Source organism: Streptomyces sp. NPDC046716, from assembly GCF_040645755.1.
Taxonomy (GTDB): domain Bacteria; phylum Actinomycetota; class Actinomycetes; order Streptomycetales; family Streptomycetaceae; genus Streptomyces.
Genome location: NZ_JBEYYU010000056.1, coordinates 24,574 through 46,976, shown reverse-complemented (window position 1 = coordinate 46,976; position 22,403 = coordinate 24,574). Strand labels below are relative to the sequence as shown.

19 protein-coding genes and 1 riboswitch are annotated in these 22,403 nt (G+C 74.2%); of the genes, 10 read left to right on the top strand and 9 right to left on the bottom strand.

Features of this window, described 5'->3' with window-relative positions; translation table 11 throughout:
- Nucleotides 1-4: 4 nt before the first annotated feature.
- Both ABZ930_RS32245 and ABZ930_RS32240 read right to left on the bottom strand, forming a co-directional pair.
- A complete protein-coding gene (locus tag ABZ930_RS32245; protein ID WP_361555728.1) occupies nucleotides 5-796 on the bottom strand; it encodes a DUF4389 domain-containing protein in 792 nt (263 codons plus the stop codon).
- A gap of 82 nt (nucleotides 797-878) precedes the next feature.
- Entirely contained in the window at nucleotides 879-2,144 is a 1,266-nt protein-coding gene (locus tag ABZ930_RS32240; protein WP_361555725.1) for an MFS transporter, read from the bottom strand.
- Nucleotides 2,145-2,227: 83 nt separating this feature from the next.
- On the opposite strand from ABZ930_RS32240, the gene ABZ930_RS32235 reads away from it, so the two are divergent.
- Entirely contained in the window at nucleotides 2,228-3,175 is a 948-nt protein-coding gene (locus ABZ930_RS32235; protein ID WP_361555722.1) for a LysR family transcriptional regulator, read from the top strand.
- Nucleotides 3,176-3,241: 66 nt separating this feature from the next.
- Nucleotides 3,242-4,204, top strand: a complete 963-nt coding sequence (locus ABZ930_RS32230; RefSeq protein ID WP_361555719.1) for a S8 family peptidase — start codon at nucleotides 3,242-3,244, stop codon at nucleotides 4,202-4,204.
- Here the strand turns inward: ABZ930_RS32230 and ABZ930_RS32225 are convergent.
- Nucleotides 4,185-5,189, bottom strand: a complete 1,005-nt coding sequence (locus ABZ930_RS32225; protein WP_361555716.1) for a sodium-dependent transporter — start codon at nucleotides 5,187-5,189, stop codon at nucleotides 4,185-4,187. The genes ABZ930_RS32230 and ABZ930_RS32225 overlap by 20 nt on opposite strands.
- A 102-nt stretch (nucleotides 5,190-5,291) precedes the next feature.
- On the opposite strand from ABZ930_RS32225, the gene ABZ930_RS32220 reads away from it, so the two are divergent.
- The gene (locus ABZ930_RS32220; protein WP_361555713.1) at nucleotides 5,292-5,726 is read left to right on the top strand and encodes a hypothetical protein; all 435 of its coding nucleotides are present in this window, start codon (nucleotides 5,292-5,294) and stop codon (nucleotides 5,724-5,726) included.
- Here ABZ930_RS32220 and ABZ930_RS32215 read toward each other — a convergent pair.
- Nucleotides 5,717-7,582 carry a DUF6049 family protein gene (locus ABZ930_RS32215; protein ID WP_361555710.1) on the bottom strand — a complete coding sequence of 622 codons (1,866 nt, stop codon included), beginning with the start codon at nucleotides 7,580-7,582 and terminating at the stop codon, nucleotides 5,717-5,719. The two genes, ABZ930_RS32220 and ABZ930_RS32215, sit on opposite strands and share 10 nt — an antisense overlap.
- Before the next feature lie 132 nt (nucleotides 7,583-7,714).
- On the bottom strand, nucleotides 7,715-8,125 hold the full coding sequence (locus tag ABZ930_RS32210) for a VOC family protein (protein ID WP_361555707.1): 411 nt from the start codon (nucleotides 8,123-8,125) through the stop codon (nucleotides 7,715-7,717).
- Between the two features lie 128 nt (nucleotides 8,126-8,253).
- Here ABZ930_RS32210 and cbiE point away from each other — a divergent pair, with 128 nt between their 5' ends.
- The 6 genes from cbiE to ABZ930_RS32180 all read left to right on the top strand — a co-directional run bounded on the left by cbiE (nucleotide 8,254) and on the right by ABZ930_RS32180 (nucleotide 12,488).
- Entirely contained in the window at nucleotides 8,254-9,495 is a 1,242-nt protein-coding gene (gene cbiE / locus ABZ930_RS32205) for a precorrin-6y C5,15-methyltransferase (decarboxylating) subunit CbiE (protein ID WP_361555704.1), read from the top strand.
- A complete protein-coding gene (gene cobM, locus ABZ930_RS32200) occupies nucleotides 9,492-10,241 on the top strand; it encodes a precorrin-4 C(11)-methyltransferase (protein WP_361555701.1) in 750 nt (249 codons plus the stop codon). The genes cbiE and cobM overlap by 4 nt, the downstream gene beginning before the upstream one ends.
- A 49-nt stretch (nucleotides 10,242-10,290) precedes the next feature.
- Nucleotides 10,291-10,509 (top strand): hypothetical protein, encoded by a 219-nt coding sequence (locus ABZ930_RS32195; RefSeq protein WP_361555698.1) that lies wholly within the window; start codon nucleotides 10,291-10,293, stop codon nucleotides 10,507-10,509.
- Nucleotides 10,510-10,521: 12 nt separating this feature from the next.
- Entirely contained in the window at nucleotides 10,522-11,112 is a 591-nt protein-coding gene (locus ABZ930_RS32190; protein ID WP_361555695.1) for a YdeI/OmpD-associated family protein, read from the top strand.
- Nucleotides 11,109-11,663 carry a hypothetical protein gene (locus ABZ930_RS32185; protein ID WP_361555692.1) on the top strand — a complete coding sequence of 185 codons (555 nt, stop codon included), beginning with the start codon at nucleotides 11,109-11,111 and terminating at the stop codon, nucleotides 11,661-11,663. Before ABZ930_RS32190 ends, ABZ930_RS32185 begins: the two co-directional genes overlap by 4 nt.
- An 81-nt stretch (nucleotides 11,664-11,744) precedes the next feature.
- A complete protein-coding gene (locus ABZ930_RS32180) occupies nucleotides 11,745-12,488 on the top strand; it encodes a cobalt-precorrin-6A reductase (RefSeq protein WP_361555689.1) in 744 nt (247 codons plus the stop codon).
- On the opposite strand, the gene ABZ930_RS32175 is transcribed toward ABZ930_RS32180, so the two are convergent.
- From ABZ930_RS32175 to ABZ930_RS32165, 3 genes are read right to left on the bottom strand one after another with little or no spacing between them, the layout of a single operon-like run.
- The gene (locus ABZ930_RS32175; protein ID WP_361555686.1) at nucleotides 12,461-13,963 is read right to left on the bottom strand and encodes a precorrin-2 C(20)-methyltransferase; all 1,503 of its coding nucleotides are present in this window, start codon (nucleotides 13,961-13,963) and stop codon (nucleotides 12,461-12,463) included. The two genes, ABZ930_RS32180 and ABZ930_RS32175, sit on opposite strands and share 28 nt — an antisense overlap.
- Nucleotides 13,960-14,616: a precorrin-8X methylmutase gene (locus ABZ930_RS32170; RefSeq protein ID WP_361555683.1), complete on the bottom strand. Its 657-nt coding sequence runs from the start codon at nucleotides 14,614-14,616 to the stop codon at nucleotides 13,960-13,962. Before ABZ930_RS32170 ends, ABZ930_RS32175 begins: the two co-directional genes overlap by 4 nt.
- A 14-nt stretch (nucleotides 14,617-14,630) precedes the next feature.
- Nucleotides 14,631-15,959, bottom strand: a complete 1,329-nt coding sequence (locus ABZ930_RS32165; RefSeq protein WP_361555681.1) for a cobalamin biosynthesis protein CobG — start codon at nucleotides 15,957-15,959, stop codon at nucleotides 14,631-14,633.
- 108 nt (nucleotides 15,960-16,067) lie between these two features.
- A riboswitch (cobalamin riboswitch) is annotated at nucleotides 16,068-16,143 on the top strand.
- A 55-nt stretch (nucleotides 16,144-16,198) separates the two neighbouring features.
- Between ABZ930_RS32165 and cobN the strand changes: the two genes are divergently transcribed.
- Nucleotides 16,199-19,876 carry a cobaltochelatase subunit CobN gene (gene cobN, locus ABZ930_RS32160; RefSeq protein WP_361555678.1) on the top strand — a complete coding sequence of 1,226 codons (3,678 nt, stop codon included), beginning with the start codon at nucleotides 16,199-16,201 and terminating at the stop codon, nucleotides 19,874-19,876.
- Between the two features lie 33 nt (nucleotides 19,877-19,909).
- Here cobN and ABZ930_RS32155 read toward each other — a convergent pair whose 3' ends face one another.
- Nucleotides 19,910-22,402, bottom strand: coding sequence for a polysaccharide lyase family 8 super-sandwich domain-containing protein (locus ABZ930_RS32155; RefSeq protein WP_361555675.1), 2,493 nt, complete (start codon nucleotides 22,400-22,402; stop codon nucleotides 19,910-19,912).
- Nucleotide 22,403: the final 1 nt, after the last annotated feature.

The window sequence follows — 22,403 nt, the reverse complement described above, 5'->3', positions numbered from 1 at the left end:
TCGCTCAGGGGGTGCCCGCCTGGGCCGGGGCCGGTTCGTACGTCACCGCGTTCCCGCCCCCGCCCACCAGGCCCAGCAGGAGGAAAGCGCCGACGAGGACCTGTCCTGCCGTGCCCACCATCAGCGGCCGGGTCGCCGAGGGGCCGCGCACGATCCCGATGACGGCGTCCGCCGACCTCTGGTCGCCGAACAGCCGCTTCGGATAGGCGGAGGTCAGCAGCAGCACGTACGCGGTCACCCGCATCCGGTACCGCAGCACGGCCGCCGTCGCCTCGAACAGGGGCAGCGGCATCCGCCCGAGCACCAGCACCACGATCCAGGACACCACCGAGACCGCCCACCATCCGGCCACCGCGAGGGAGGCCAGGACGGCGGCCGGGATGACGAGCAGCAGCCGGAAGAAGACCGCGAGGCGGTTCAGGGCGGTGGAGCGCAGCCGCACCTGGACCGGGTAGCCGCCGGGCTCCCCGAGCACCTGGAACGGCGGGTAGCGGTCCGTCAGCAGCATCGCCGACGCGTCGAACCGGGTCGCGTAGCCGACGTACCCCGCGAGCCACTGCTCCAGCGAGTCCGGCACCCGCCCGAGGATCAGCGTGGCCACCCACGCCACGACCGCCACGCAGAACGTCACGACGCCGAGGACGGCGAGCAGCACGGCGTGCGGCAGCAGGAGCAGCAGCCGCAGCAGCACGGTCAGCCGATGCTGCCGACCGGGCGGCGGCACATCGAGTTCGGGCAGGGGCTCGGCACCGGGAACCAGGGGGACGGCGCCGTACGAGGAGGAGGGGGCGGCCATGCGGCAACTCTGTACAGGGTCGCGGGGACCGGCATCCGGGGGCGCCTGATCGGGTGGCGCCGGGGGCCACGGCCCGTCGGGATCAGGTTCCGGAGCTCTCCGCACGCGGCGTTCCCTGCGGCAGCGGGTCGCGGGGAGCTGTAGGGAGCAGGGCCGGGGTGAAGAGGAGCAGCACTCCGGCCACCGCGAGGGCCGGGCGGGTGCCGATGAGGGAGGCCAGGGCGCCCCAGGCCAGCGTCAGGGTGGCCGTCACCGCCCGGCCGGTGACCGTCCAGGCCGACAGGACCCGGGCGAGGCGGTCCGTATCGGTGTGCTGGAGGCGTTCCTTCGCCAGGACCGGGCTGTAGACGCCGATGCAGGTGATCAGGCCCAGCTCGACGGCCATCACCGTCAGCAGCCCGCCCGTACCGGTGCCGGTGAAGGCCAGGCCCACCGGCCAGCACACGCGCGCGGTGCCGCTCCAGCGCAGGACGCGCCGTTCCCCGTACCGGCGCACGAGGCGTGACGACAGGCGCGAGCCGATCAGGCCGCCGACGCACGGGATGCCGTAGGCGAGGCCGTACTCCCAGGCGGGGAAGCCGAGTTCGCGCAGCATCAGGACCGCCATCAGCGGGGCGCCGACCATGATCAGGCCGTTGACGAGGGTCGAGTTCAGGAACAGGGCGCGCAGGTGCGGGGTGCGCCAGAGGTGACGCCAGCCCTCCAGGATGTCCGCGCGGGTCAGCCGGTTCGAGGCGGCGACGGGCGGCGCGGGCTCGGGGCGGCGGATGCGGTGGACGCCGAGCGCCGACAGCAGATAGCTGGCCGCGTCCCCGGCGACGGTGGTCAGCGGGCCGAAGAGGCCGATCGCGGCGCCGCCGAGCGGCGGGCCGAGCGCCGTCGTCGTCCACGTCGTCGACTCGAACCGGGCGGAGGCCACCATCAGCCCCTCCTGCGGGACCAGCGCCTTCAGATGGGCGCCGCTCGCGGCCCGGAAGACGATGTCGGCCGTGGCCACGACCACGGACACCAGCACCAACTGCGCATAGCCGAGGGTGTGCAGGGCGTAGGCGAGCGGCAGGGTGAGCAGGGCGGCGCAGCGCACCAGATCCGCCGCGATCATCACCGGCCGCTTGCGGCGGAACTCCACCCACGGCCCCAGCGGCACCGCGAACAGCGCGCCCGCCGCGATCCCGGCCGCCGACAGGAACGACACCCGCGCGGGGCTGCTGTGCAGCACCGTCACCGCGATCAGCGCGAACGCGTCGAAGGCCAGCATCGTGCCCGCCGAACTGACCGCGAACGCCGCCCACAGCCACCCGAAATCCCGCCCGAGCCGCCCCGGCCGCCCCACCCGTACCTCGCTCATGACCTGCGATCCAAGCCGCCGGCCCCGCCCCCGATCAAACAACCGGCACGCCATCCCGGTACAACCCGTGGTTGTATGGCGGAGTGGATCCGGAAGCCGTACGCACCTTCGTCGCCGTCGCCGAGGAGGGGCAGATCCAGCTCGCCGCCGTCGATCTCGGCATCACCCAGCAGGCCGCCTCGAAGCGCATCGCCGCCCTGGAGCGGCAGCTCGGCACACGGCTGCTGCTGCGCACCCCGCGCGGGGCGCGGCTCACCCTCGACGGACAGGCGTTCCTGCCGCACGCGCGGTCCGTCCTCGCGGCCGTCGCGGCGGCGGAGGCGGCGGTGCGGCCCGGCGCGCGGCCGCTGCGCGTGGACGTGCTCGGTACGCGCGTGAGCACGGCCGGGCTGCTCCAGGACTTCCACCGCGCCCACCCGGACGCGGCGCTCGACGTGGTGGTGGTCCGGGCGGCGGGCCGGGCCGCGCTCGAAGCGGTCAGGGACGGGGGCGTGGACGCCGCGTTCTGGGCGCACAGCCTGCCCGCCGGACGGCTGCCCGCGCCGGTGCGCACCGCCCGCGTCCTCGACGAGCCGGTGGTCCTGGCGGTCGGCCCCGCGCACCCGCTGGCCGGTGCGGAGACCGTCTCGCCCGCCGGCCTCGCCGGGCTGCGGATCTGGATGCCGGGGCTCGACACGACGGCCGAATGGGGCGTGTACTACGCGGCGTTCGCGGCCGCGTTCGGCATCCGCCTGGACGCGTCGGGGCCCGCGTTCGGCATGGAGCACATGGCGCGGACGATCACCGCCTCCGACGACCTGGGCACGTTCATCGGCACCCGCACCCCGCTCACCCGCCCCACCGGCCTCGGCCTGCACTTCCTGACCGTCACCCGGCCCACGCCCGTCTACCCGCACTGGCTGCTGTGGCGCGACGACAACCCGCACCCGGCGCTGCGCTCCCTGCGCGCGTACCTGACCGGCCGCTACGGAGACGAGCCGGTCCCCGACGACGAGCTGTGGGTGCCGGACTGGCCCGCGAACCGGGCCTGAGGCGCGGGTCACCCACACGGCCCGCCCCCACATGCCCGAGCGCGGCCCCGGCCGCAGGCTCGGACCATGCGCACGCGAACCCCTCTCGCCTTCTGCCTCGCAGCCGTTCTGCTGCTGACCGCCACCGCCTGCGGGGACGACGACAGCAAGCCCGATCCCATGCGGGACGACCAATGGGCCCTCGACGCGCTCCATCTGCCGGACGCCTGGGACACCTCGAAGGGCGACGACACCGTCATCGCGGTCGTCGACACCGGCGTCGACGAGGACCATCCGGATCTCAAGGGCCGCCTCGTCGACGGCCACGACTTCGTCGACAACGACGACGACCCCAAGGACCTGAACGGCCACGGCACCCACGTCTCCGGCATCGCCGCCGCCCACACCGACAACGGCGTCGGCATCGCGGGCGGCGCCCCCGGCGCGAAGATCATGCCGGTGCGGGTGCTCGGCGCCGACGGCTCGGGCTCCAACGAGAACATCATCAAGGGCATCAAGTGGGCGTCCGACCACGGCGCCGACGTCATCAACCTCTCGCTCGGCGAGTCCGGCCTGATGGCCAAGCTGCTGCGCGGCGGCACCCTCAACGCGGCCATCAAGTACGCCTACGGCAAGGGCGTCACGGTCGTCGCGGCGGCCGGCAACGACGGCGACGACGTCCAGACGTACAAGGTGGGCACCCCGGTCCTCGTCGTCGGCGCCAGCGACACGTCCGGCGCCCCCGCGTCGTTCTCCAACTTCGGTGTGGACGACGCCGTCTCGGCGCCCGGCGTCGACATCCTCTCCACCCTCCCCACGTACCGGACGAAGGAGACCCTGAAGGACACCTCCGGCTACGGGAAGCTCTCCGGCACCTCGATGGCGTCGCCGTACGTGGCCGCCGTCGCCGCCCTCCTGCACCACCAGGGCCTGAAACCCGACGCGATCATGTCGGCGATCCGGTCCACGGCGAAGAACCCGAAGAACCTCACCAAGCTGGGCCTGGGCGTCGTCGACGCCGAGGCGGCCGTCAAGAAGAAGAGTTCATAGCGCGGGTCACGACCTGGTTCGCGGCCAGCTTCTGGAGCATCCCGTACGCGAGGACCGGCAGCAGCACGTGCGGCCGGTCCGGCAGCGCGGCGGAGACCAGGACCGCGCTCGCGCTGCTGTTGTTCATCCCGCAGGCCAGCGTGACCGACGCCCCGGCCGGCCGGTCGAGCCGCAGTACGCGCGCGGTGAGCCGCCCCAGCGCGAACGACAGCGCGCACACGGCCGCCGCCACCCCCAGCGAGGCGCCGAGCAGCAGGAACCGGGGGTGGGCGAGGAACGGGCCGATGGCGCCGCCCGCGTTCGCGTACGTCAGCACCAGCGAGCCGGCCAGCGCGGCCGGCGGCACCACGCCCCGCACCCGTGTCAACGGCCGCTCGGGCAGCAGCAGTCGCACCGCGACGCCCGCCGCGCACGGCAGCAGCACCCCGGTCAGGGCGAGCCCGGATCCGGTGTCGTGGGCGACGGCGGTGAGCGTGCCCGCGTAGGCGTCGCTGAGCAGGGGCGCGAGCGCCGCCACGGTCAGCGGGACCGTCAGCGGGCTCAGCAGCGTCGACAGCAGGACGAGGCCGACCATGGTGGGCTGATCGCCGTTGCCCCGGCCCGTCCACACCGTGGCGCCCGCCGCGACCGGCATCGCGACGGTGAGGAGCACGGCGGCCGTCACCCCGCTGCCCCCGTCCGCGTCCGACGACCGGTGCAGCGCCCAGGCGACGGCCGGGACGATCAGCAGCGGCGCGGTGAGATGGACGGCGAGCCCGGCGGCCAACGCCCGTGGCGCGCGCAGCAGACGGGCCAGTTCGCGCACCGGCACCTGGAGACCCGCGCTGAACATGATCAGGGCGAGCAGGTACGGCAGGAACGGGGCGGCGACGGCGTGGGGGAGCGGGGCGAGCACGGCCGCGGCGTAGGCCACGGCGACGTACCGGCTGAGGTGGCGGCGCACGGCGGGAGCGTAGGGCGCGCGGGTAAGAGCGGGCCGTGACATTTGTACGTGTCGAGTGAGGACGGCTCGCTCTGCCGGGGAACCCCTCCGCTCCGCGAAGCTCGGTGGTGTCGGAAACGGACGGCCACACAGGGGGACACGGACATGAGCACGGCAGCGACGACACAGGCAGCGACGACGCGGGCGCCGAGTACGACGGCGGACTTCACGGGGCTGCCCCTCTGGTACTTCCCGATCGCGGGCTGCTTCGCCGGGATCTTCGACGCCGCCCGCGCCTACCCGGTCGCGTACGCCGTGCTCCCGCTCCTGATCGTCCTCAACCTGGCGCTCTCCCTCACCGTCCTCAGGACGCGGATGCGCCTGATGAAGGCCCTGTGGAAGAACAGGCGCACCCGGCTGATCGCCGTCGGCCTGGTCGCCCTCCGCTTCGCCGTGCACGCGCTGCTCGGCGCGGCCGGGTTCGCGGTCGGCACGGCCGTCGGCGGGGTGACCGTCGGCATCCTGACGGCCGTGCTCGGCACCGCGATGGCGTGGGGCGACCAGTGGCTGATCCTGCGCACCCTGCGCGCTCAGTCCTGACCGTCGGGGGCGTGCGTGTCCTGCGGGGCCTGCTCCCGCGCCCGGCGCCTGCGCACGTTCCGCATCCGGAACGCCGCCGCCAGCACGATCAGCGCGACCCCGGCGCCGACCACGGTGATCGCGCCCGTCGGCACCGAGGCGACGTCCACCTCGAAGGTCATCGGATCGCCCCACGGCCGGCCGTCGCTGGTCGTGTAGAGCCGGGCCGTGAGCTGCGCCTTGCCGTTGGCCTTCGCGGTGACGGAGACCTGGTTGGTGTGGCTGGCCGAACCGGCGGCCTCCACCGCCAGCGTCCCGTCGTTGATCCTCAGCCGCTCCGCGTCGCTGGAGGTGACCCGCAGTTCGAGGCCGGCGACCGGCTGCTGGAGACCGTTGTCGACGGTCACCGGGATCGTCGCGTCGCCCGAGGTCACCGTGACCGTCGACTTCGGCACCATCCGCAGCGACTCCACGGACGTGCTGAGGAACGCGCTCGTGCGCCGCTGGAACGTCTCCTGCCCGGCGTCGTCCTGCGCCCGCCAGGCCGTCGACAGGGCGCGGGCCATCGCCGCGTGCACGGAGGCCGTGGTGACCTTCGGGTCGGCGAGCACCTTCGAGAGGGTGGCCAGACCGTCCAGGTCGGCCGCCGCGGCCTGGAGCTGAGTGGACGTCAGCTCGCTCGCGCGCAGCTTCGACGGGTACGCCGACGACGCGCCCGCCTGCCCGTCGACCGGGTCGTTGTCGGCGGTGCGGATGCCCTCCGGCTCCAGCCAGCCGTCGTCGGTCCCGGAGTCGATCGCGGCGGCCAGCGCGTTCGCCGCGGTGCCGGACAGCTCGCGGGGCGGGACGACGACGGGCCGGGTGTTCGCCTTCAGGAGCGCGGTGACGCGGTCGACGGTCTCGGGATCGGGGGTGTCGGGCTCCTCCGACGCGGAGGCGGAGGGCGACGGGGAGCCGGACGGGGACGCGGTGCCGCCGGCGGACGCCGTGGGCGAGGCGCCGGAGGGCGTACCGGACGCGGACGGGCTCGGTGACGCGCCGGGGCTCGCCGACGAGTCGCCGGGCACCTCCGCGTCCTCGATGCGGGCCAGCGCCGTCGTCACGTCCGTGTCGTACGGCAGCGCCGTGATCGCGTCGTCGCCGTCGCCGAGGGTCACCGGGTCGGCGCCGGCCGGGGTGAGGCCCTGGCCCGAGGCGAGCATCCACGTCAGGCCCAGCTTGCCCGCGACCCCGGTGATCCGGGTGTCGAGGGCGCCGTCCGCGGGCCAGCCCAGGCCGGTCCTGGTCCCGGTGCCGAGGATCGAGTCGACGTCCTTCTTGGCGTCCTCCGCGAGGTTCGCGACGACCTCCGTCAGATCGTCGGTGTCGGCGGACGGATGGTGGGCGAGGGAGGCGAGGTCGGTGTCCGCGTACGGCAGCAGCCACACGTCCCGGCCGCGCACCGCGCTCTTCAGATCGGCCAGCCACGCGCGGGCGGCGCTCTGCCCGGTGCCCTGCGTGCTGTCCTGCGGGTTGGAGGAGTCGGCGCTGTCCGCGACGCGGTAGCCGCGCGCCATGGCCTGCGCGGCGAGCACCAGATCGGGGTCGAGCACCCAGTTCACCTCGCGGCCCCGGCCCGCCTCGACGACCTCGTGCAGCCGCCCGCCGTCCGCGAACAGGGCGGCCAGCTCGTCGGAGTCGAAGACCGCCCGCGCGTCGTCGCCCGCGCCGAGCGCCGCCGCCGTCATGTGCGGGGTCGCCGTCACCGGCCACACCACGGCGGCGTGCCCGGTGTCCGCGCCGTCCCCGTCGGCGGCGTGCGCCGACATCCCCGTCGTCGATGCCCCCAGCACCATGGCGGACACGACCCAGGCCCGCGCCGCCCCGTACCTGGCCATGTGCGTCTCGTTTCCTCCCGCTCGGTGTCCCGGAGGTTCGAGGTAACACCGTGGAAGGGGCGGTTCCGCGGACCGTGACGCCGGGCGGCGCGTCGGTCGGCCCCGGGAACGGCCCCCGCGACGGCCACCGGATCAGCCCTCGGTGGCCTCCAGGACGGAACCGACGCGCAGCAGATTCCCGTCCGGGTCGACGAGCGCGAACTCCCGCATCCCGTACACCGTGTCGTCCGGCTCGACGAGCCGCGGCGTCGCGTACGGGTCGGTGCTCAGCCCGGTCGCGCGCCACTCGTCGAACAGCGCGTCGGCGACGTGCGCCCCGCCGTCGAGCCGCAGGTACGCCCCGTGCGCCGTGGTCAGGGGGTCGGTGCGGGGCGCGTGGAAGAAGTGCAGTTCGGCCTCGTCGCGTACGACGATCAGATAGCCGTCGTCGGGCAGGTGGGTGGTGGCGGCGAAGCCCAGGGCGGCGTAGAAGTCGAGGGTCAGCGGCAGGGCGCGGCTCGGCATGATGGGCGCGGTGCGGCCGGTGAGGGGGGTGCGGGACAAGGGGGGTCTCCCTGGGGCGCTCGGCGGGGGAGCCGATGTCGCCCGATAGAGTGCGGCTCCCGACCTCGACGTTCTTGACGGCGTCGATGTTTTTCGAGCATGACGCACCCGGCACGAGGTACCTGGCAGTGACTCCCGCGCATCCGACACCCGTGACGGTCGTAGGGATCGGCGCCGACGGCTGGCCGGGCCTGCCGGCCGTCTCCCGGGCCGCGCTCACCGACGCCGAGGTGATCGTCGGCGGCCCGCGCCAGCTGGCCCTGCTCCCGGCCGACTGCGCCGGGGAGCGCGTCGCCTGGCCGTCCCCGCTGCGCCCCGCCGTGCCCGCCCTCCTCGACCGCCACCGGGGCTCCCGCCTCGCGGTCCTGGCCAGCGGCGACCCCATGTTCTACGGCATCGGCCGCACCCTCACCGAGATCGCGGGCGCCGACGCCCTCCGCGTCCTCCCGCACCCCTCCTCCGTCTCCTACGCCTGCGCCCGCGTCGGCTGGCCGCTGGAGGGCACCGAGACGGTGTCCTTGGTCGGCCGCCCGGCGGACCGGCTCGCGGCCGTCCTGCACGACGGGCGACGGGTCCTCGTCCTGTCGGCGGGCGCGGACACCCCGGCGACGGTCGCCGCGCTGCTGACCGACCGGGGCTTCGGCCCCAGCCGGATGACGGTCCTGGAGCAGCTCGGCGCGGAGTCCGAGGCGGCGTACGCGGGCGTGGCCGAGGACTGGACGCACCCGCCCGGCGACGCCCTGAACGTCATCGCCGTCGACTGCCTGCGCGCCCCGGACGCCCTCCGCCTGGGCGCGGTGCCGGGGCTGCCCGACGCCGCGTACGAGCACGACGGGCAGCTCACGAAGCGCCATGTCCGGGCCGCGACCCTGGCGGCGCTCGCGCCCGCCCCCGGCGAACTCCTCTGGGACGTGGGCGGCGGCTCCGGCTCGATCGCCGTGGAGTGGATGCGCACGCACCCCTCCTGCCGCGCGTACACGGTGGAGCGCTCGCCCGAGCGGGCCGGGCGGATCACCCGCAACGCGGCCCGGCTCGGCGTCCCCGGCCTGCACGTGGTGACGGGCGCCGCCCCGGCCGCGCTCGCCGAACTCCCGCCGCCCGACGCGGTGTTCATCGGCGGCGGCCTGACCGCGCCGGGCCTGCTCGACGCGTGCTGGGAGGCGCTGGGCGAGGGCGGGCGGCTGGTCGCGAACACGGTGACGCTGGAGTCGGAGGCGCTGCTCGCCGACCGGTACCGGCGCCACGGCGGCGATCTCACCCGCCTCTCCGTCGCGCACGCCGTGCCGGTCGGCGGTTTCACGGGCTGGCGTCAGGCGATGCCGGTCACCCAATGGTCAGCAACGAAAACAGCGGGGGTCGGTCGCTCATGACGGTTCACTTCATCGGAGCGGGCCCCGGGGCCGCCGACCTGATCACCCTGCGCGGCGCGCGCACCCTCGCCGCGTGCCAGGTGTGCCTGTACGCGGGTTCACTGGTCCCGGACGAACTCCTCGCGGAGTGCCCGCCGGACGCGAAGCTCATCGACACGGCCGACCTCGACCTCGACGCCATCGAGCGGGAGTTCGTCGCCGCTCACGAGGCCGGGCTCGACGTGGCCCGCCTGCACTCCGGCGACCCGTCGGTCTTCTCGGCGGTGGCGGAACAGATGCGCCGCCTGGACGCGCACGGCATCCCGTACGAGGTCGTGCCCGGGGTGCCCGCGTTCGCGGCGGCGGCAGCGGCCCTCAAGCGCGAACTGACCGTCCCCACGGTCGGCCAGACGGTGATCCTGACCCGCGTCGCGCAGCAGGCGACGCCCATGCCGCCCGGCGAGGACCTGGCGACGCTGGGCGCGTCCGGCGCCCTCCTGGTCCTGCACCTGGGCGCCCGCTACGCCGACCGCATCGTCGCGGAGCTGCTGCCGCACTACGGCGCCGACTGCCCCGCCGCGGTCGTCGCCTACGCCAGCCGCGACAACGAACTCGTCCTGCGCGGCACCCTCGGCGACATCGCGGACCGGCTGAAGGCGTCCGGCGTCCAGCGCACCGCGGTCATCCTGGTGGGCCGCACCCTCGGCGCCGCCCAGTTCCGCGACAGCCACCTGTACTCGGCCGAGCGCGACCGGCACGTCTGCTGAACCCGAAAACAGGTGGGGGCCCCGCCCGCCCGGGGCCTACCATCGCGCCATGCCACGCCCCTACGGCTTCACCTACGACCAGCGCCCCGACGGCACCGTGACGATCACCCATCAGGGCCGCGCCGCCGGTACGTTGCGCGGTGCGCGGGCCGGGAAGTTCCTCGCGGAGGTCGAGGCGGGGGACGCCCAGCTGGTGATGGCCCGCTGGACCGGCGCGTACAAGCACGGCAACGAGCGCGCGGCGCGCAACCACCCCCGCAACCGCTGAGAGGCCGCCTCCATGGACGAGTTCGACGGGGTGGAGGTCCGCGCGTTCCCGGACGCGGCGGCCTTCGAGGAGTGGCTGGCCGGGCAGCACACGCGGGCCGAGGGCGTGTGGGTGAAGGTCGCGAAGAAGGCGTCGGGGATCGCGTCGGTCACCGACGACGAGCTGGTCGACGTGGGCCTGTGCTGGGGCTGGATCTCCGGTCAGCGGCGCCGCCTCGACGACCACTACTACCTCCAGCGGTACGTGCCGCGGCGCGCGCGGAGCCTGTGGTCGCGGGTGAACGTGGAGAAGGTCGCGGCGCTGGCCGCCGCCGGACGGATGCGCGAGCCCGGCCTCGCCGAGGTGCGCCGCGCCCAGGACGACGGCCGCTGGGACCGCGCCTACCCGTCCCAGGCGACGGCCGCCGTCCCCGACGACCTCACGGCGGCCCTCGACGCGAACCCGGCGGCCCGCGCGACGTTCGACACCCTCGACCGGACCGCCCGCTATCTGGTGCTGCTGCCCCTGCTCCAGTCGACACCGGAGAACCGGCGGACACGCCTGGAACGGGCGGTCAGGGAGCTGGGCGGGGCCGGGCCGACATCGACGGGGGAGCTTTCGTGAGTCTGTCGGGCCAGATCATTCCCTTGGCGGGCGTGGCGCTCGGCGCCGTCACCTCGTATCTGGCGGGCAGCCTGAACGAGCGGGCGCGGTGGCGGCGCGAGCAGTCGGTGCGGTGGGACGCGCGCCGCCTGGACGCCTACGCCGAGTACATGCACACCGTGAAGGAACTGGCGGCACGGTACCGGCGCCTGGCCGCCGGGCGCGGTCTGACGACGGGCCCGGAGCCGCTGGAGCCCACCGCGGACGTGCTGGCCGAACTGGCGGCGCTGGAGGCCCGGCGCTCCGCGCTGTCGGAGACCTGCGCCCTGCTGGGCGACACGGAGACGAACACCGCGGCCAAGGCGCTGGACCACTCCCTGTGGCGTCTGGAACTCCTGGCCCGCGACGTGCCCACCGAGGCCGCACAGAACTGGGAGCAGGCGTCCGTGCAGTTCAGGCAGGCGCAGCAGTCCTACATCGAGCGGGCGCGCACCGGCCTGGGGGTGCCCGGCCCGGCCAGGCGGGACGTCACCTGGCCCGCGGACTGGCGCCCTGCACGCCGGGAACCCTGAGAAGCCGGCCGGGCGGACCCGTGGGCCGGTGTGTTTGAGTGGGCGGGTCCCCTTCGTCCTTTCCCGCTCATGGAGTTCCCCTTGCCGCACGTACTCATCCTCGGCGGGACGACCGAGGGCCGGGAGCTGGCCGGGGTGTTGGGCGGGCGGGTGCGGGTCACCAGTTCGCTGGCCGGGCGGGTCGCCGCGCCTCGGCTGCCCGTGGGGGAGGTGCGGGTCGGGGGGTTCGGCGGGGCCGAGGGGATGGCCGCGTGGGTGCGGGAGCACGAGGTGGATGTCGTGGTCGACGCCACCCATCCGTTCGCGGAGCGGATCAGCTTCAACGCCGCCGGGGCCGCCGCCGCGACCGGGGTTCCGCTGCTTGCGCTGCGGCGGCCGGGATGGGCCGCAGGCGCCGGGGACGACTGGCGGGAGGCCGGGTCGCTTGCGGAGGCGGCGGAGGCCGTCGCCGGGTTCGAGCGGGTCTTCCTCACCACCGGGCGGCAGGGGCTCGCCGCGTTCGCGCACGTCGGGGGCGCCCACTTCCTCGTACGGGCCGTGGACGCGCCCGAGCCGCCGTTCCCGCCGCGCATGGACGTGCTGCTGGAGCGCGGGCCGTTCACGCTGGACGGGGAGCGGGAGATCATCGCGCGGCACCGGATCGACGTGGTCGTGACCAAGGACAGCGGGGGCGCCGCCACCGCGCCCAAGCTGACCGCCGCCCGCGAGGCCGGGATCCCGGTCGTCGTCGTGCGGCGCCCTCCGGTGCCGGAGGGCGTGGAGGCGGCGGCCACCGTGGAGGAGGCCGCCGCCTGGGTTCAGCGGGTCGCGGGAGTCTCCGGGTAGCGGCGGGGCGTCCACGCGAGAGGGGCGCCGGTGCCGCGGGCCGTCGCCCGCGTCTGCGACGAGCCGACGATCAGCAGCGTACGCATGTCGACCTCGGACGGGTCCAGGTCGGTCAGCCGCACCACGCGCACCGACTCCTCCGGGCCGCCGACGTCCCGGGCCACCACGACCGGAGTGTCCGGCGCCCGGTGTTCGAGGAACAGCTCGCGGGCCTTCGCCACCTGCCAGGTGCGGCTCTTCGAACCGGGGTTGTACAGCGCCACCACCAGATCCGCGGCGGCCGCCGCGTGCAGCCGCTCCGCGATCACCTCCCACGGCTTCAGCCGGTCGGACAGGGAGATCGTCGCGTAGTCGTGGCCGAGCGGAGCGCCCGCCTTCGCCGCCGCCGCGTTGGCGGCCGTGACACCCGGCAGGACGCGGACGGGGATGTCCGCGTACCGCTTCTCGCAGGCCACCTCCAGGACCGCCGTCGCCATCGCGAAGACGCCCGGGTCACCGCCCGACACGACCGCCACCCGGCGCCCGCGCCGGGCCAGGTCCAGGGCGAACTCGGCGCGCTCCGACTCCACCTTGTTGTCCGAACCGTGCCGCCGCTGCCAGGGCCGGGCCGGCACCCGGTCGAGGTAGGTGGTGTAGCCGACCAGGTCGTCGCAGTTGGCGAGGGCGCCGCGCGACTCCGGGGTCAGCCAGGGGGCGCCCGCCGGGCCGGTGCCGACGACCACGACCTCACCGTGCTCCGGCTCCGCGGCCGGTTCGGTCTCGACCCGGGACGGCAGCACCGCCACCGAGAAGTACGGGACCGTGTCCGGGTCGATGTCGGCGAGGCGGCCGGTGCGCTCGCCCGCCATGAACGCCCGCTCCACATACCGCGCGTCGTCGAGGCGGCCCGAACTCTCCAGCGCCGTACGGACCTTGGTGAAGGTGCGGCCCAGCTTCATCACGACCGCCGAGTCCGCCGCCGCGAGCCGCGCCGCCAGCTCGTCCTCGTCCAGCGTGCCCGGGACGACGGTCAGCGTCTCCTTGTCCTCGCAGAGCGGTTCCCCGAGCCGGGCCGCCGCCGCGCTGATCGAGGTGACACCGGGGATGACCGTCGTGTCGTAGCGGTCCGCGAGCCGCTTGTGCATGTGCTGGTACGAGCCGTAGAAGAACGGGTCGCCCTCCGCCAGGACCGCGACCGTGCGGCCCGCGTCCAGGTGCGCGGCGAGGGTGGCCGCCGCCTCGGCGTAGAAGTCGTCGAGCGCGCCGCGGTAGCCGCCCGGGTGGTCCGTCGTCTCCACGGTGAGCGGATACATCAGCCGCTCCTCGATCTGGCCCTCGCGGATGTGCTCCGCGGCGATCGAGCGGGCTATGGAGCGGCCGTGGCGGGCGCAGTGGTACGCGATGACGTCGGCCTCGGAGATGGCCTTCACGGCGGCCACCGTCATCAGGTTCGGGTCGCCCGGGCCGAGCCCGACGCCGTACAGCTTCCCGCTCATGCCCGGTCCTCCAGGATCTCCGCCTCGGTGGCGATCGCGTTCAGTGCCGCCGCCGTGATCGCGCTGCCGCCGCGGCGGCCCCGGACGATCAGGTACTCCAGGCCAAGCCCCGACGCGGCCAGCGCGTCCTTCGACTCGGCCGCGCCGACGAAGCCGACCGGGATGCCGAGGATCGCCGCCGGGCGCGGGGCGCCCTTCGCGATCATCTCCAGGAGGTGGAAGAGGGCGGTCGGGGCGTTGCCGATGGCGACGACGGAGCCTTCGAGGCGGTCGCGCCACAGCTCCAGCGCGGCGGCGCTCCGCGTGGTGCCCAACTCGGCCGCGAGGGCCGGCACTTCGGGCTCGTTGAGGGTGCAGATCACGTCGTTGTCGGCGGGCAGCCGCTTGCGCGTGACGCCGCTGGCGACCATCCGGGCGTCGCACAGGATCGGCGCGCCGGAGCGCAGCGCGGCGCGGGCCTTCGCCACCACCGCGGGGGAGTGGGCGATGTCCGGTACGAGATCCACCTGGCCGCAGGCGTGGATCATGCGGACCGCGACCTGGGCGACGTCGGCGGGCAGCGCGGACAGGCCGGCCGCGGCCTCGGCGCGGATGGTGGCGAAGGACTCGCGGTAGATCGCCGCGCCGTCCTTCTCGTAGTCGTACAGGGACATGGGGTTCGGCTCTCTCAACGGGGTTGTGGGGTCGTGCGGGTGGTCGTGTCGTAGCCGCCGTCCGGGCGGGCCGTGATGTCGATGTACGTCGTCCCCGCCGGGTGGCCGCAGCGACGGTCGCAGCCGGACCAGTAGGTGGGCAGGGTCGGATGGGCCTCGGCCAGGTGGGCGGTGGCGTCGGCGCGTACGTCGGTGTGGGACTTGGCGCAGCCCGGGCTGCCGATGCAGGCGCCTACGCGGGTCCAGGGGGTTTCGGGGTGCTGTTCCTCGTCGGTGGCGCCGGGGATGACGATGCGGCGCCAGGGGGTGAGCCGGATCTCCTGCGCGGGGAGTTCTGCCGCCCGGGCGGTCAGCGCGGCCCACTGATCGGGGCTCGCGGTACCGAAGGGGAGGGCGATGCCGGTCGCCGCCGGGTGCGAGCCCGTCGTGGCTGGCCGCGCAGTTCCCCGCGCCCCTGCGGGGCGCTCTTCGTCGTGCGTCGGCTGATCGCCGGTGGCCGCTTCTCGCGCAGTTCCCCGCGCCCCTGGCGGGGCTGAATCAGCCCCTCCGGCGTTTGAGGAGCGGGGTCCGGGGCGGAGCCCCGTGTCCGTTGCCGGGTGCGCGTTCGTCGTGGCTGGTCGCGCAGTTCCCCGCGCCCCTGCGGGGCGCAGCCCCAGGCGGTGGGACAGACGTGCCGTCAACTCGGCTGCGGGCAAGCCCAGTTCGGCCACCCGCCACACTCGGCGGCCGGAAACCTCGCGTGCCGCCTCCACGAAGACCTCCGCTGCGATCACGGCAGCCCGCGCAGCATCCCCGTACGGCAACGAAAACTCGGCGCCCCCGACGGAGAGGAGCCCGTCACCCCCGGGCAGCCCCCGGACCAGCACATCCGCCCCGAGCCCGGCGACATCCCCGCGCCCGTCGTCCAGCGCGAAAAGGAAACGGCCGGACAACTCCGGCGTGACGGAACTCGCACAGAGCGCCGCGTCGAGCCCGCGCAGCCACCCGCGTACGTCGACGTGTCCGGCCCCGTCGAGCCCCGACATCGGCGAGGCGACCACATTGCGCACCCGCTCGTGGGCGGGCGACGGCAGCAGCCCGGCCGCGCTCAGAGCGTCCGCCAACTCCCCGCCGCACCCGTCCCGCAGCCCGCGCAGCTGAACGTTTCCGCGCGACGTGAGATGGAGCGCCCCGTCCCCGAGCCGCCCCGCGAGAGCGCCGAGCGCCCGCGCCTGCGCCACCGTCAGCACCCCGCCGGGAATCCGCACCCGGGCGAGGAAACCGTCGTCCGCCGAGTGCAGCCGCAGCGCGCCCGGGCAGGCGTCGCCCCGTGCGGGATCAGCGGATATGTGAGTGGGGGACATGCCGGGGAGCATACCCATGGGCCTGTGACGAGCGCCCCGTACCGGGGTGGGCACCCGCCCCGTACGATGGCCGGACAAGACCACACATCGCCAGCGACGGCGACAGGGGAGGAAGCCGGTGCGAATCCGGCGCGGTCCCGCCACTGTGAGTCCCGTGCCCCAGCACGGGACGAGCCAGGAACTCCTGCCGTCCAAAGACCACCCGGGGCGCGGACACCCCGAGGAAGGCCAGCCGACGCATGCCCCAGCAGCTGCTGCTCCTGTCGACCTCCGACACCGACCTGCTCAGCGCCCGAGCGGCGAACACCGCCGCCGCCGATGAAGCCCCGGTCGAGTACCGCTTCGCGAACCCCTCCCGGATCAGCGTCGAGCACGATCTCGACGCGCTCCTCGACGGCGCGGGACTGGTCGTCGTACGGCTCCTGGGCGGGGTCCGCGCCTGGCAGGACGGCATCGACCGGCTGACCGCCGCCGGGGTGCCGCTGGTCGTCCTCACCGGTGAACAGGCCCCCGACGCCCAGCTGATGGCGGCCTCCACGGTGCCCGTCGGCATCGCGGCCGAGGCCCACAAGTACCTGGCGCACGGCGGCCCGGCGAACCTGACGCAGCTCGCCCGCTTCCTCTCCGACACCGTGCTGCTCACCGGCCACGGCTTCGAGCCGCCGCAGCCCGCGCCCTCCTGGGGCCCGCTGGAGCGCCCGGCCTCCGAGGCCGGCGGGCCCACGGTCGCCGTGCTCTACTACCGCGCCCACCACATGAGCGGCAACACCGCCTTCGTGCACACCCTGTGCGACGCGATCGAGGCGTCCGGCGCCCGCCCGCTGCCGCTGTACGTGGCGTCGCTGCGCACCCCCGAGCCCGAGCTGATCGAGGCGCTGACCGGCGCCGACGCCATCGTCACGACCGTCCTCGCCGCGGGCGGCACCCGTCCCGCCGAGGCGAGCGCGGGCGGCGACGACGAGGCCTGGGACGCGGGCGCGCTCACCGGCCTCGACGTGCCGATCCTGCAAGCCCTGTGCCTGACCTCGTCGCGCGCGGACTGGGAGGAGAACGACGAGGGCGTCTCCCCGCTGGACGCGGCCACCCAGATCGCGGTGCCGGAGTTCGACGGCCGCCTGATCACCGTCCCGTTCTCCTTCAAGGAGATCGACGAGGACGGCCTGCCCGCCTACATCGGCGACGCCGAGCGCGCCGCCCGCGTCGCCGGAATCGCCGTGCGGCACGCGCGCCTGCGGCACATCCCCGCCCGCGACAAGAAGCTGGCGCTGGTCCTCTCCGCGTACCCGACGAAGCACTCCCGGATCGGCAACGCGGTGGGTCTGGACACCCCCGCCTCCGCGATCGTGCTGCTCAAGCGGCTGCTCGACGAGGGCTACGACTTCGGGGACCCGGCCGCGATACCGGGCCTCGCCTCCGGCGACGGCGACGAGCTGATCCGCGCGCTCATCGACGCCGGCGGCCACGACCAGGAGTGGCTGACCGAGGAGCAGCTCGCGAAGAACCCCGTCCGCATCCCGGCCGCCGACTACAAGCGCTGGTACGTGACGCTGCCGCAGGAGCTGCGGGACTCCGTCGAGCGGCACTGGGGCCCGCCGCCCGGCGAGATGTTCCTCGACCGCTCCCGCAATCCCGAGGGCGACATCGTGCTCGCGGCCCTGCGCCGCGGCAATCTCCTCATCCTCATCCAGCCGCCGCGCGGCTTCGGCGAGAACCCGATCGCGATCTACCACGACCCCGATCTCCCGCCGTCCCACCACTACTTGGCGGCCTACCGCTGGATCGCGGCCTCCGCCGACGACGGCGGCTTCGGCGCCGACGCGATGATCCACCTCGGCAAGCACGGCAACCTGGAGTGGCTGCCCGGCAAGAACGCGGGCCTGTCCGCCGCCTGTGCGCCCGACGCGGCGCTCGGGGATCTGCCGCTGGTGTACCCGTTCCTCGTGAACGACCCGGGCGAGGGCACCCAGGCCAAGCGCCGGGTGCACGCCACGCTCATCGACCACCTGGTGCCGCCGATGGCGCGCGCCGACTCCTACGGTGACATCGCTCGCCTGGAGCAACTCCTCGACGAGTACGCGCAGATCAGCTCGATGGACCCGGCGAAGCTGCCCGCGATCCGGGCGCAGATCTGGACGCTGATCCAGGCCGCCAAGCTCGACCACGACCTGGGACTCGAAGCCCGGCCCGACGACGACGGGTTCGACGACTTCCTGCTGCACGTCGACGGCTGGCTCTGCGAGGTCAAGGACGCGCAGATCCGTGACGGGCTGCACGTCCTCGGGCAGGCGCCGGGCGGTGCCGACCGGGTCAATCTCGTGCTGGCCATTCTGCGGGCGCGGCAGATCTGGGGCGGGAGTTCGGCGCTTCCCGGGTTGCGTGAGGCGCTGGGGCTCGATGAGTCGAAGGCGACCCGGACCGATGCCGATGCCGCCGAGGCGACGGCCCGCGCTCTTGTCGAGGCCATGGAGGCCGGGGGCTGGGACCCCGAGGGCGTTCCTGCTGCGATGGAGCTGGCGTCACGGGGCTCCGCCCCGGACCCCGCTCCTCAATCGCCGGAGGGGCTGGATCTGGTTGCTGACATCCTGACCTTCGCCGCCCGCGAAGTCGTGCCCCGGCTCGACGGCACCACCGCCGAACTCGACCACTCCGTACGGGCGTTGGAGGGGCGCTTCGTGCCCGCCGGGCCCTCCGGGTCGCCGCTGCGCGGGCTGGTCAACGTGTTGCCCACCGGGCGGAACTTCTACTCCGTCGACCCGAAGGCCGTCCCGTCCCGGCTCGCCTGGGAGACCGGGCAGGCCCTTGCGGAGTCGCTGGTGGACCGCTACCGGCAGGACAACGACGGGCAGTACCCGACCTCCGTCGGCCTCTCCCTGTGGGGCACGAGCGCCATGCGCACGGCGGGCGACGACATCGCCGAGGCGTTCGCGCTGCTCGGCATCCGCCCGGTCTGGGACGACGCCTCGCGCCGCGTCACCGGCCTGGAGGCGATCCCGTACGAGGAACTGGGCCGCCCCCGCATCGACGTCACCCTGCGCATCTCGGGCTTCTTCCGCGACGCGTTCCCGCACACGATCGGCCTGCTGGACGACGCGGTGCGCCTCGCGGCGTCCCTCGACGAGCCCGCCGAGCACAACCACGTCCGCGCCCACGCCCAGGCCGACCTCGCCGAGCACGGCGACGAGCGCCGCGCCACCACCCGGATCTTCGGCTCACGCCCGGGAACGTACGGCGCCGGTCTGCTCCAGCTGATCGACTCCAAGGACTGGCGCACCGACGCCGACCTCGCCGAGGTCTACACGGTGTGGGGCGGCTACGCGTACGGGCGCGGCCTCGACGGGAAGGCCGCCCGCGGCGAGATGGAGACCGCGTACAAGCGGATCGCCGTCGCCGCCAAGAACACGGACACCCGCGAGCACGACATCGCCGACTCCGACGACTACTTCCAGTACCACGGCGGCATGGTCGCCACCGTGCGCGCGCTGCGCGGCACCGCGCCCGAGGCGTACATCGGCGACTCGACGCGCCCCGAGACGGTCAAGACCCGCACGCTCGTCGAGGAGACGAGCCGCGTCTTCCGGGCCCGCGTCGTGAACCCCAAGTGGATCGAGGCGATGCGCCGCCACGGCTACAAGGGCGCCTTCGAGCTCGCCGCCACCGTGGACTACCTGTTCGGCTACGACGCCACGACCGGTGTCATCGCCGACTGGATGTACGACAAGCTCACGGAGACGTACGTCCTCGACGAGACGAACCGCCAGTTCCTGGCCGAGGCCAACCCGTGGGCCCTGCACGGCATCGCCGAACGCCTGCTGGAGGCCGAGTCCCGCGGCATGTGGGAGAAGCCGGACCCGCAGGTCCTGGAGGCGCTGCGCCAGGTGTACCTGGAGACCGAGGGCGACCTGGAGGCGGACGAGTAGGTTGACCAGGGTCTGAGCCGCCGCACACAGGCCCTACCGCAGCGTCACCGTGAAGCTCCGCCCGTAGGCGTGGTGCGTGTGCACGTCGAGCCGGGTCCCGCCGGGGGCCCGGCTCACGCGTATCGCGGCGTCGCCGGAGACGCGGTGCAGGGGGCGGCCGGGCAGCACCACGGTGACCGTGTCGCGGGCCGTCGTCGGGTCCGAGACCGCGACGGTGACGGTGTTCTTGTCACGGCGCACCAGCACCGACGCCGGGCCCGCCACCGTGAGGCCCGCCGTGCGGTGGGTGCCGGGGGTGAAGGTGTTGGCGGCGGTCAGGTCCAGCGCGGGGTGGTGGACCGCCTGGAGGCGCGGGGTGTTGGACAGGAGGCGGACCGGCGGGCGCGGCCGCTCGGGGGAGGCGTTCGGGAGCAACGCGTAGGCGAAGGCGGCCGGTCGGGCGTCCGGGGGCTGTTCCACCGTCAGGGAGAAGACCTGTTTGGTCACCGCCGTGTCCGGGTTCGTGGTGCGGACCGCGCGGCGGCTGCGGGTCACCGTGGTGAGGTGGGGGGCCGCCGCCGGGCCCGCGAGGCGGAGGTAGCCGACGGAGGCGTCCCGGGTGGTGTTCGCCCAGTGGGTCCAGCCGTCGCGCCCGGTGACCGCGACCCGGTCGCCCGCGGCGGCGATCCGCGCGTCGACCGTCGTCGTCACGGCCCGGCCGCCGCCCGGCGCGTCGCCGACGCCCGCCGACACCACCACGATCTCGTCGTCGAAGAGGAACCAGGAGCGGGTGGCCCGCGCGTTGCGGTACGCGACGAAGTCGTCGGGGAGGATCCCGGCCCGTCGGTCGCGCCACGGCACGTCGTCGGACTGCACCCACCCGGCCGCGCCGTACCGGCCGTCGAGGACCGCGCCGCCCGAGTACGCCTGGGTGGCCGTCGGGAAGTACACGTAGGTGTTCTGCGACTCCGAGGACGCCGTGAAGTTCAGCGGGTGCGACGGGTTGTCGTAGAAGAGCTTTCCGCCGTACGACTCCGGGACCGTGCGCCGGAGTTCGGCCGGCGCGGTCACGCCCGCCAGGCCGTAGGGCGAGACCGTCGTGAAGTGGTCGACGCCGAAGGCCTGCGTCTGGTCCTGGCCCGCCAGATACAGGTAGTGCGCGCCGGCGCCCTGGAACCAGGGCATCAGGTTCTCGCCGCTCATGTACTCGTACATGCTGATCCGCGCCGAACTGCGGGCCAGCGCGAACGCGTAGCCCGGTCTGCGGTGCACCGTGCGGTCCATGGCGTTGAAGGCGACGGAGCGGGCCGGCGGGTTGAGGTCGGCGGCCGGTACCGAGGCGTCGGCGAGGACCGCGGTGTAGCGGACGACGCTCAGCGGGGACACGAACGACGCCGGGTCGAGCGCGGCGCGGGACGTGGACCGCACGTGCTTCACGTACCCCTGGAGGGCGGTCGCGGTGGCGCCGGCGGCGAGGGACGCCAGGTCGACGGCCGCCTCGACGACGGCGGCGACGTCCTCGTAGCCGGTGCCGGTGCGCGCCACGGACCGGCCCTTCACGGCCTCCGTCATCCAGCCCTCGAAGATCAGCGGCGCGAACCCGTCGCGCACCCAGCCGTACACCGTCGGGATCAGCTCGTCGCCGTGCGCGAACCCGGTCCCGTCGAGGATCTTCAGCGTCTGCACGACCCGCGTGAGCAGGCCCTTTCCGTACGAGCCCGTGTACGCGACCGAAGCGTGCTGGATGAAGGACCCGTCCGCGTAATAACCGTCCGTCACACCGTGCCGGAGCGCGTACGGGTCGATGGTCGCGAAGACGGTCAGCTGGTCGGTGAGCGCCTTGCGGATGCGGTCCTCGTCGGCGGTGAGGGCGCCCTGGAGGATGCGGTTCGTCGTGATGTCGGCGAGGTTGGCGCCGGTGTGGAACCGCGAGTCGAGGTCGACGTCGCCGTCCTTGCCGTTGCGCAGGTACGCGTCCATGGAGGCGAGGTAGGCGGCGGTCAGTCCGGCGCAGGCGCCGTCGGTTCCGGCGAGCAGGACGAGGGTGCGGCTGACGTACTGGGAGATGCCGATCTCCCACGTGAACCAGTTGCCGTAGTAGCCGCGCGACTGATCCCCGTAATAGTGGGCGTGCAGCCAGGCCAGACCGTCCACCACCCGCTGCCGGACCGCCGAACTCCCGTACAGGTCGGGGGAGACGCCGGGCGTGCGGGTCGCCAGGGCCACCTCGTACAGGCGCTGGTAGGTGGTGGAGAGGTTCGGGTCGCTGGTGCCGAGGGGGACTCCGGCGAAGAGTTCGGTGTCGCCGCTCGCCGCGTCCATCGACGCCAGGTTCGCCCGCGCCGTCCGCTCGATCGCCGCGACCTTGGCGGCCGTCTCCGGACGGGAGTTGGACTCCTCGGTCCCCGCGAAGATCCCCACCGTGTTGGCGAGCAGCCGCTCCGCTCCGGCCGCGAGACCGGCGGCGCTCGCCCGCCCGGCGGGGACGGCGGCCAGGACACCGCTCGCCGCCAGCGCGCCGAGCAGTCGTCTGCGGGTGATCTCCATC

Bases quoted from the DNA above. Each gene is read 5' to 3' on its own strand.
- ABZ930_RS32195 (WP_361555698.1), top strand. From the start codon at position 10,291: ATGCCACGCCCCTACGGCTTCACCTACGACCAGCGCCCCGACGGCACC.
- ABZ930_RS32240 (WP_361555725.1), bottom strand. From the start codon at position 2,144: ATGAGCGAGGTACGGGTGGGGCGGCCGGGGCGGCTCGGGCGGGATTTC.
- ABZ930_RS32230 (WP_361555719.1), top strand. From the start codon at position 3,242: ATGCGCACGCGAACCCCTCTCGCCTTCTGCCTCGCAGCCGTTCTGCTG.
- ABZ930_RS32215 (WP_361555710.1), bottom strand. From the start codon at position 7,582: ATGGCCAGGTACGGGGCGGCGCGGGCCTGGGTCGTGTCCGCCATGGTG.
- cobM (WP_361555701.1), top strand. From the start codon at position 9,492: ATGACGGTTCACTTCATCGGAGCGGGCCCCGGGGCCGCCGACCTGATC.
- ABZ930_RS32190 (WP_361555695.1), top strand. From the start codon at position 10,522: ATGGACGAGTTCGACGGGGTGGAGGTCCGCGCGTTCCCGGACGCGGCG.
- cobN (WP_361555678.1), top strand. From the start codon at position 16,199: ATGCCCCAGCAGCTGCTGCTCCTGTCGACCTCCGACACCGACCTGCTC.
- ABZ930_RS32225 (WP_361555716.1), bottom strand. From the start codon at position 5,189: ATGTCACGGCCCGCTCTTACCCGCGCGCCCTACGCTCCCGCCGTGCGC.
- ABZ930_RS32170 (WP_361555683.1), bottom strand. From the start codon at position 14,616: ATGTCCCTGTACGACTACGAGAAGGACGGCGCGGCGATCTACCGCGAG.
- ABZ930_RS32245 (WP_361555728.1), bottom strand. From the start codon at position 796: ATGGCCGCCCCCTCCTCCTCGTACGGCGCCGTCCCCCTGGTTCCCGGT.
- ABZ930_RS32155 (WP_361555675.1), bottom strand. From the start codon at position 22,402: ATGGAGATCACCCGCAGACGACTGCTCGGCGCGCTGGCGGCGAGCGGT.
- ABZ930_RS32165 (WP_361555681.1), bottom strand. From the start codon at position 15,959: ATGTCCCCCACTCACATATCCGCTGATCCCGCACGGGGCGACGCCTGC.
- ABZ930_RS32220 (WP_361555713.1), top strand. From the start codon at position 5,292: ATGAGCACGGCAGCGACGACACAGGCAGCGACGACGCGGGCGCCGAGT.
- ABZ930_RS32175 (WP_361555686.1), bottom strand. From the start codon at position 13,963: ATGAGCGGGAAGCTGTACGGCGTCGGGCTCGGCCCGGGCGACCCGAAC.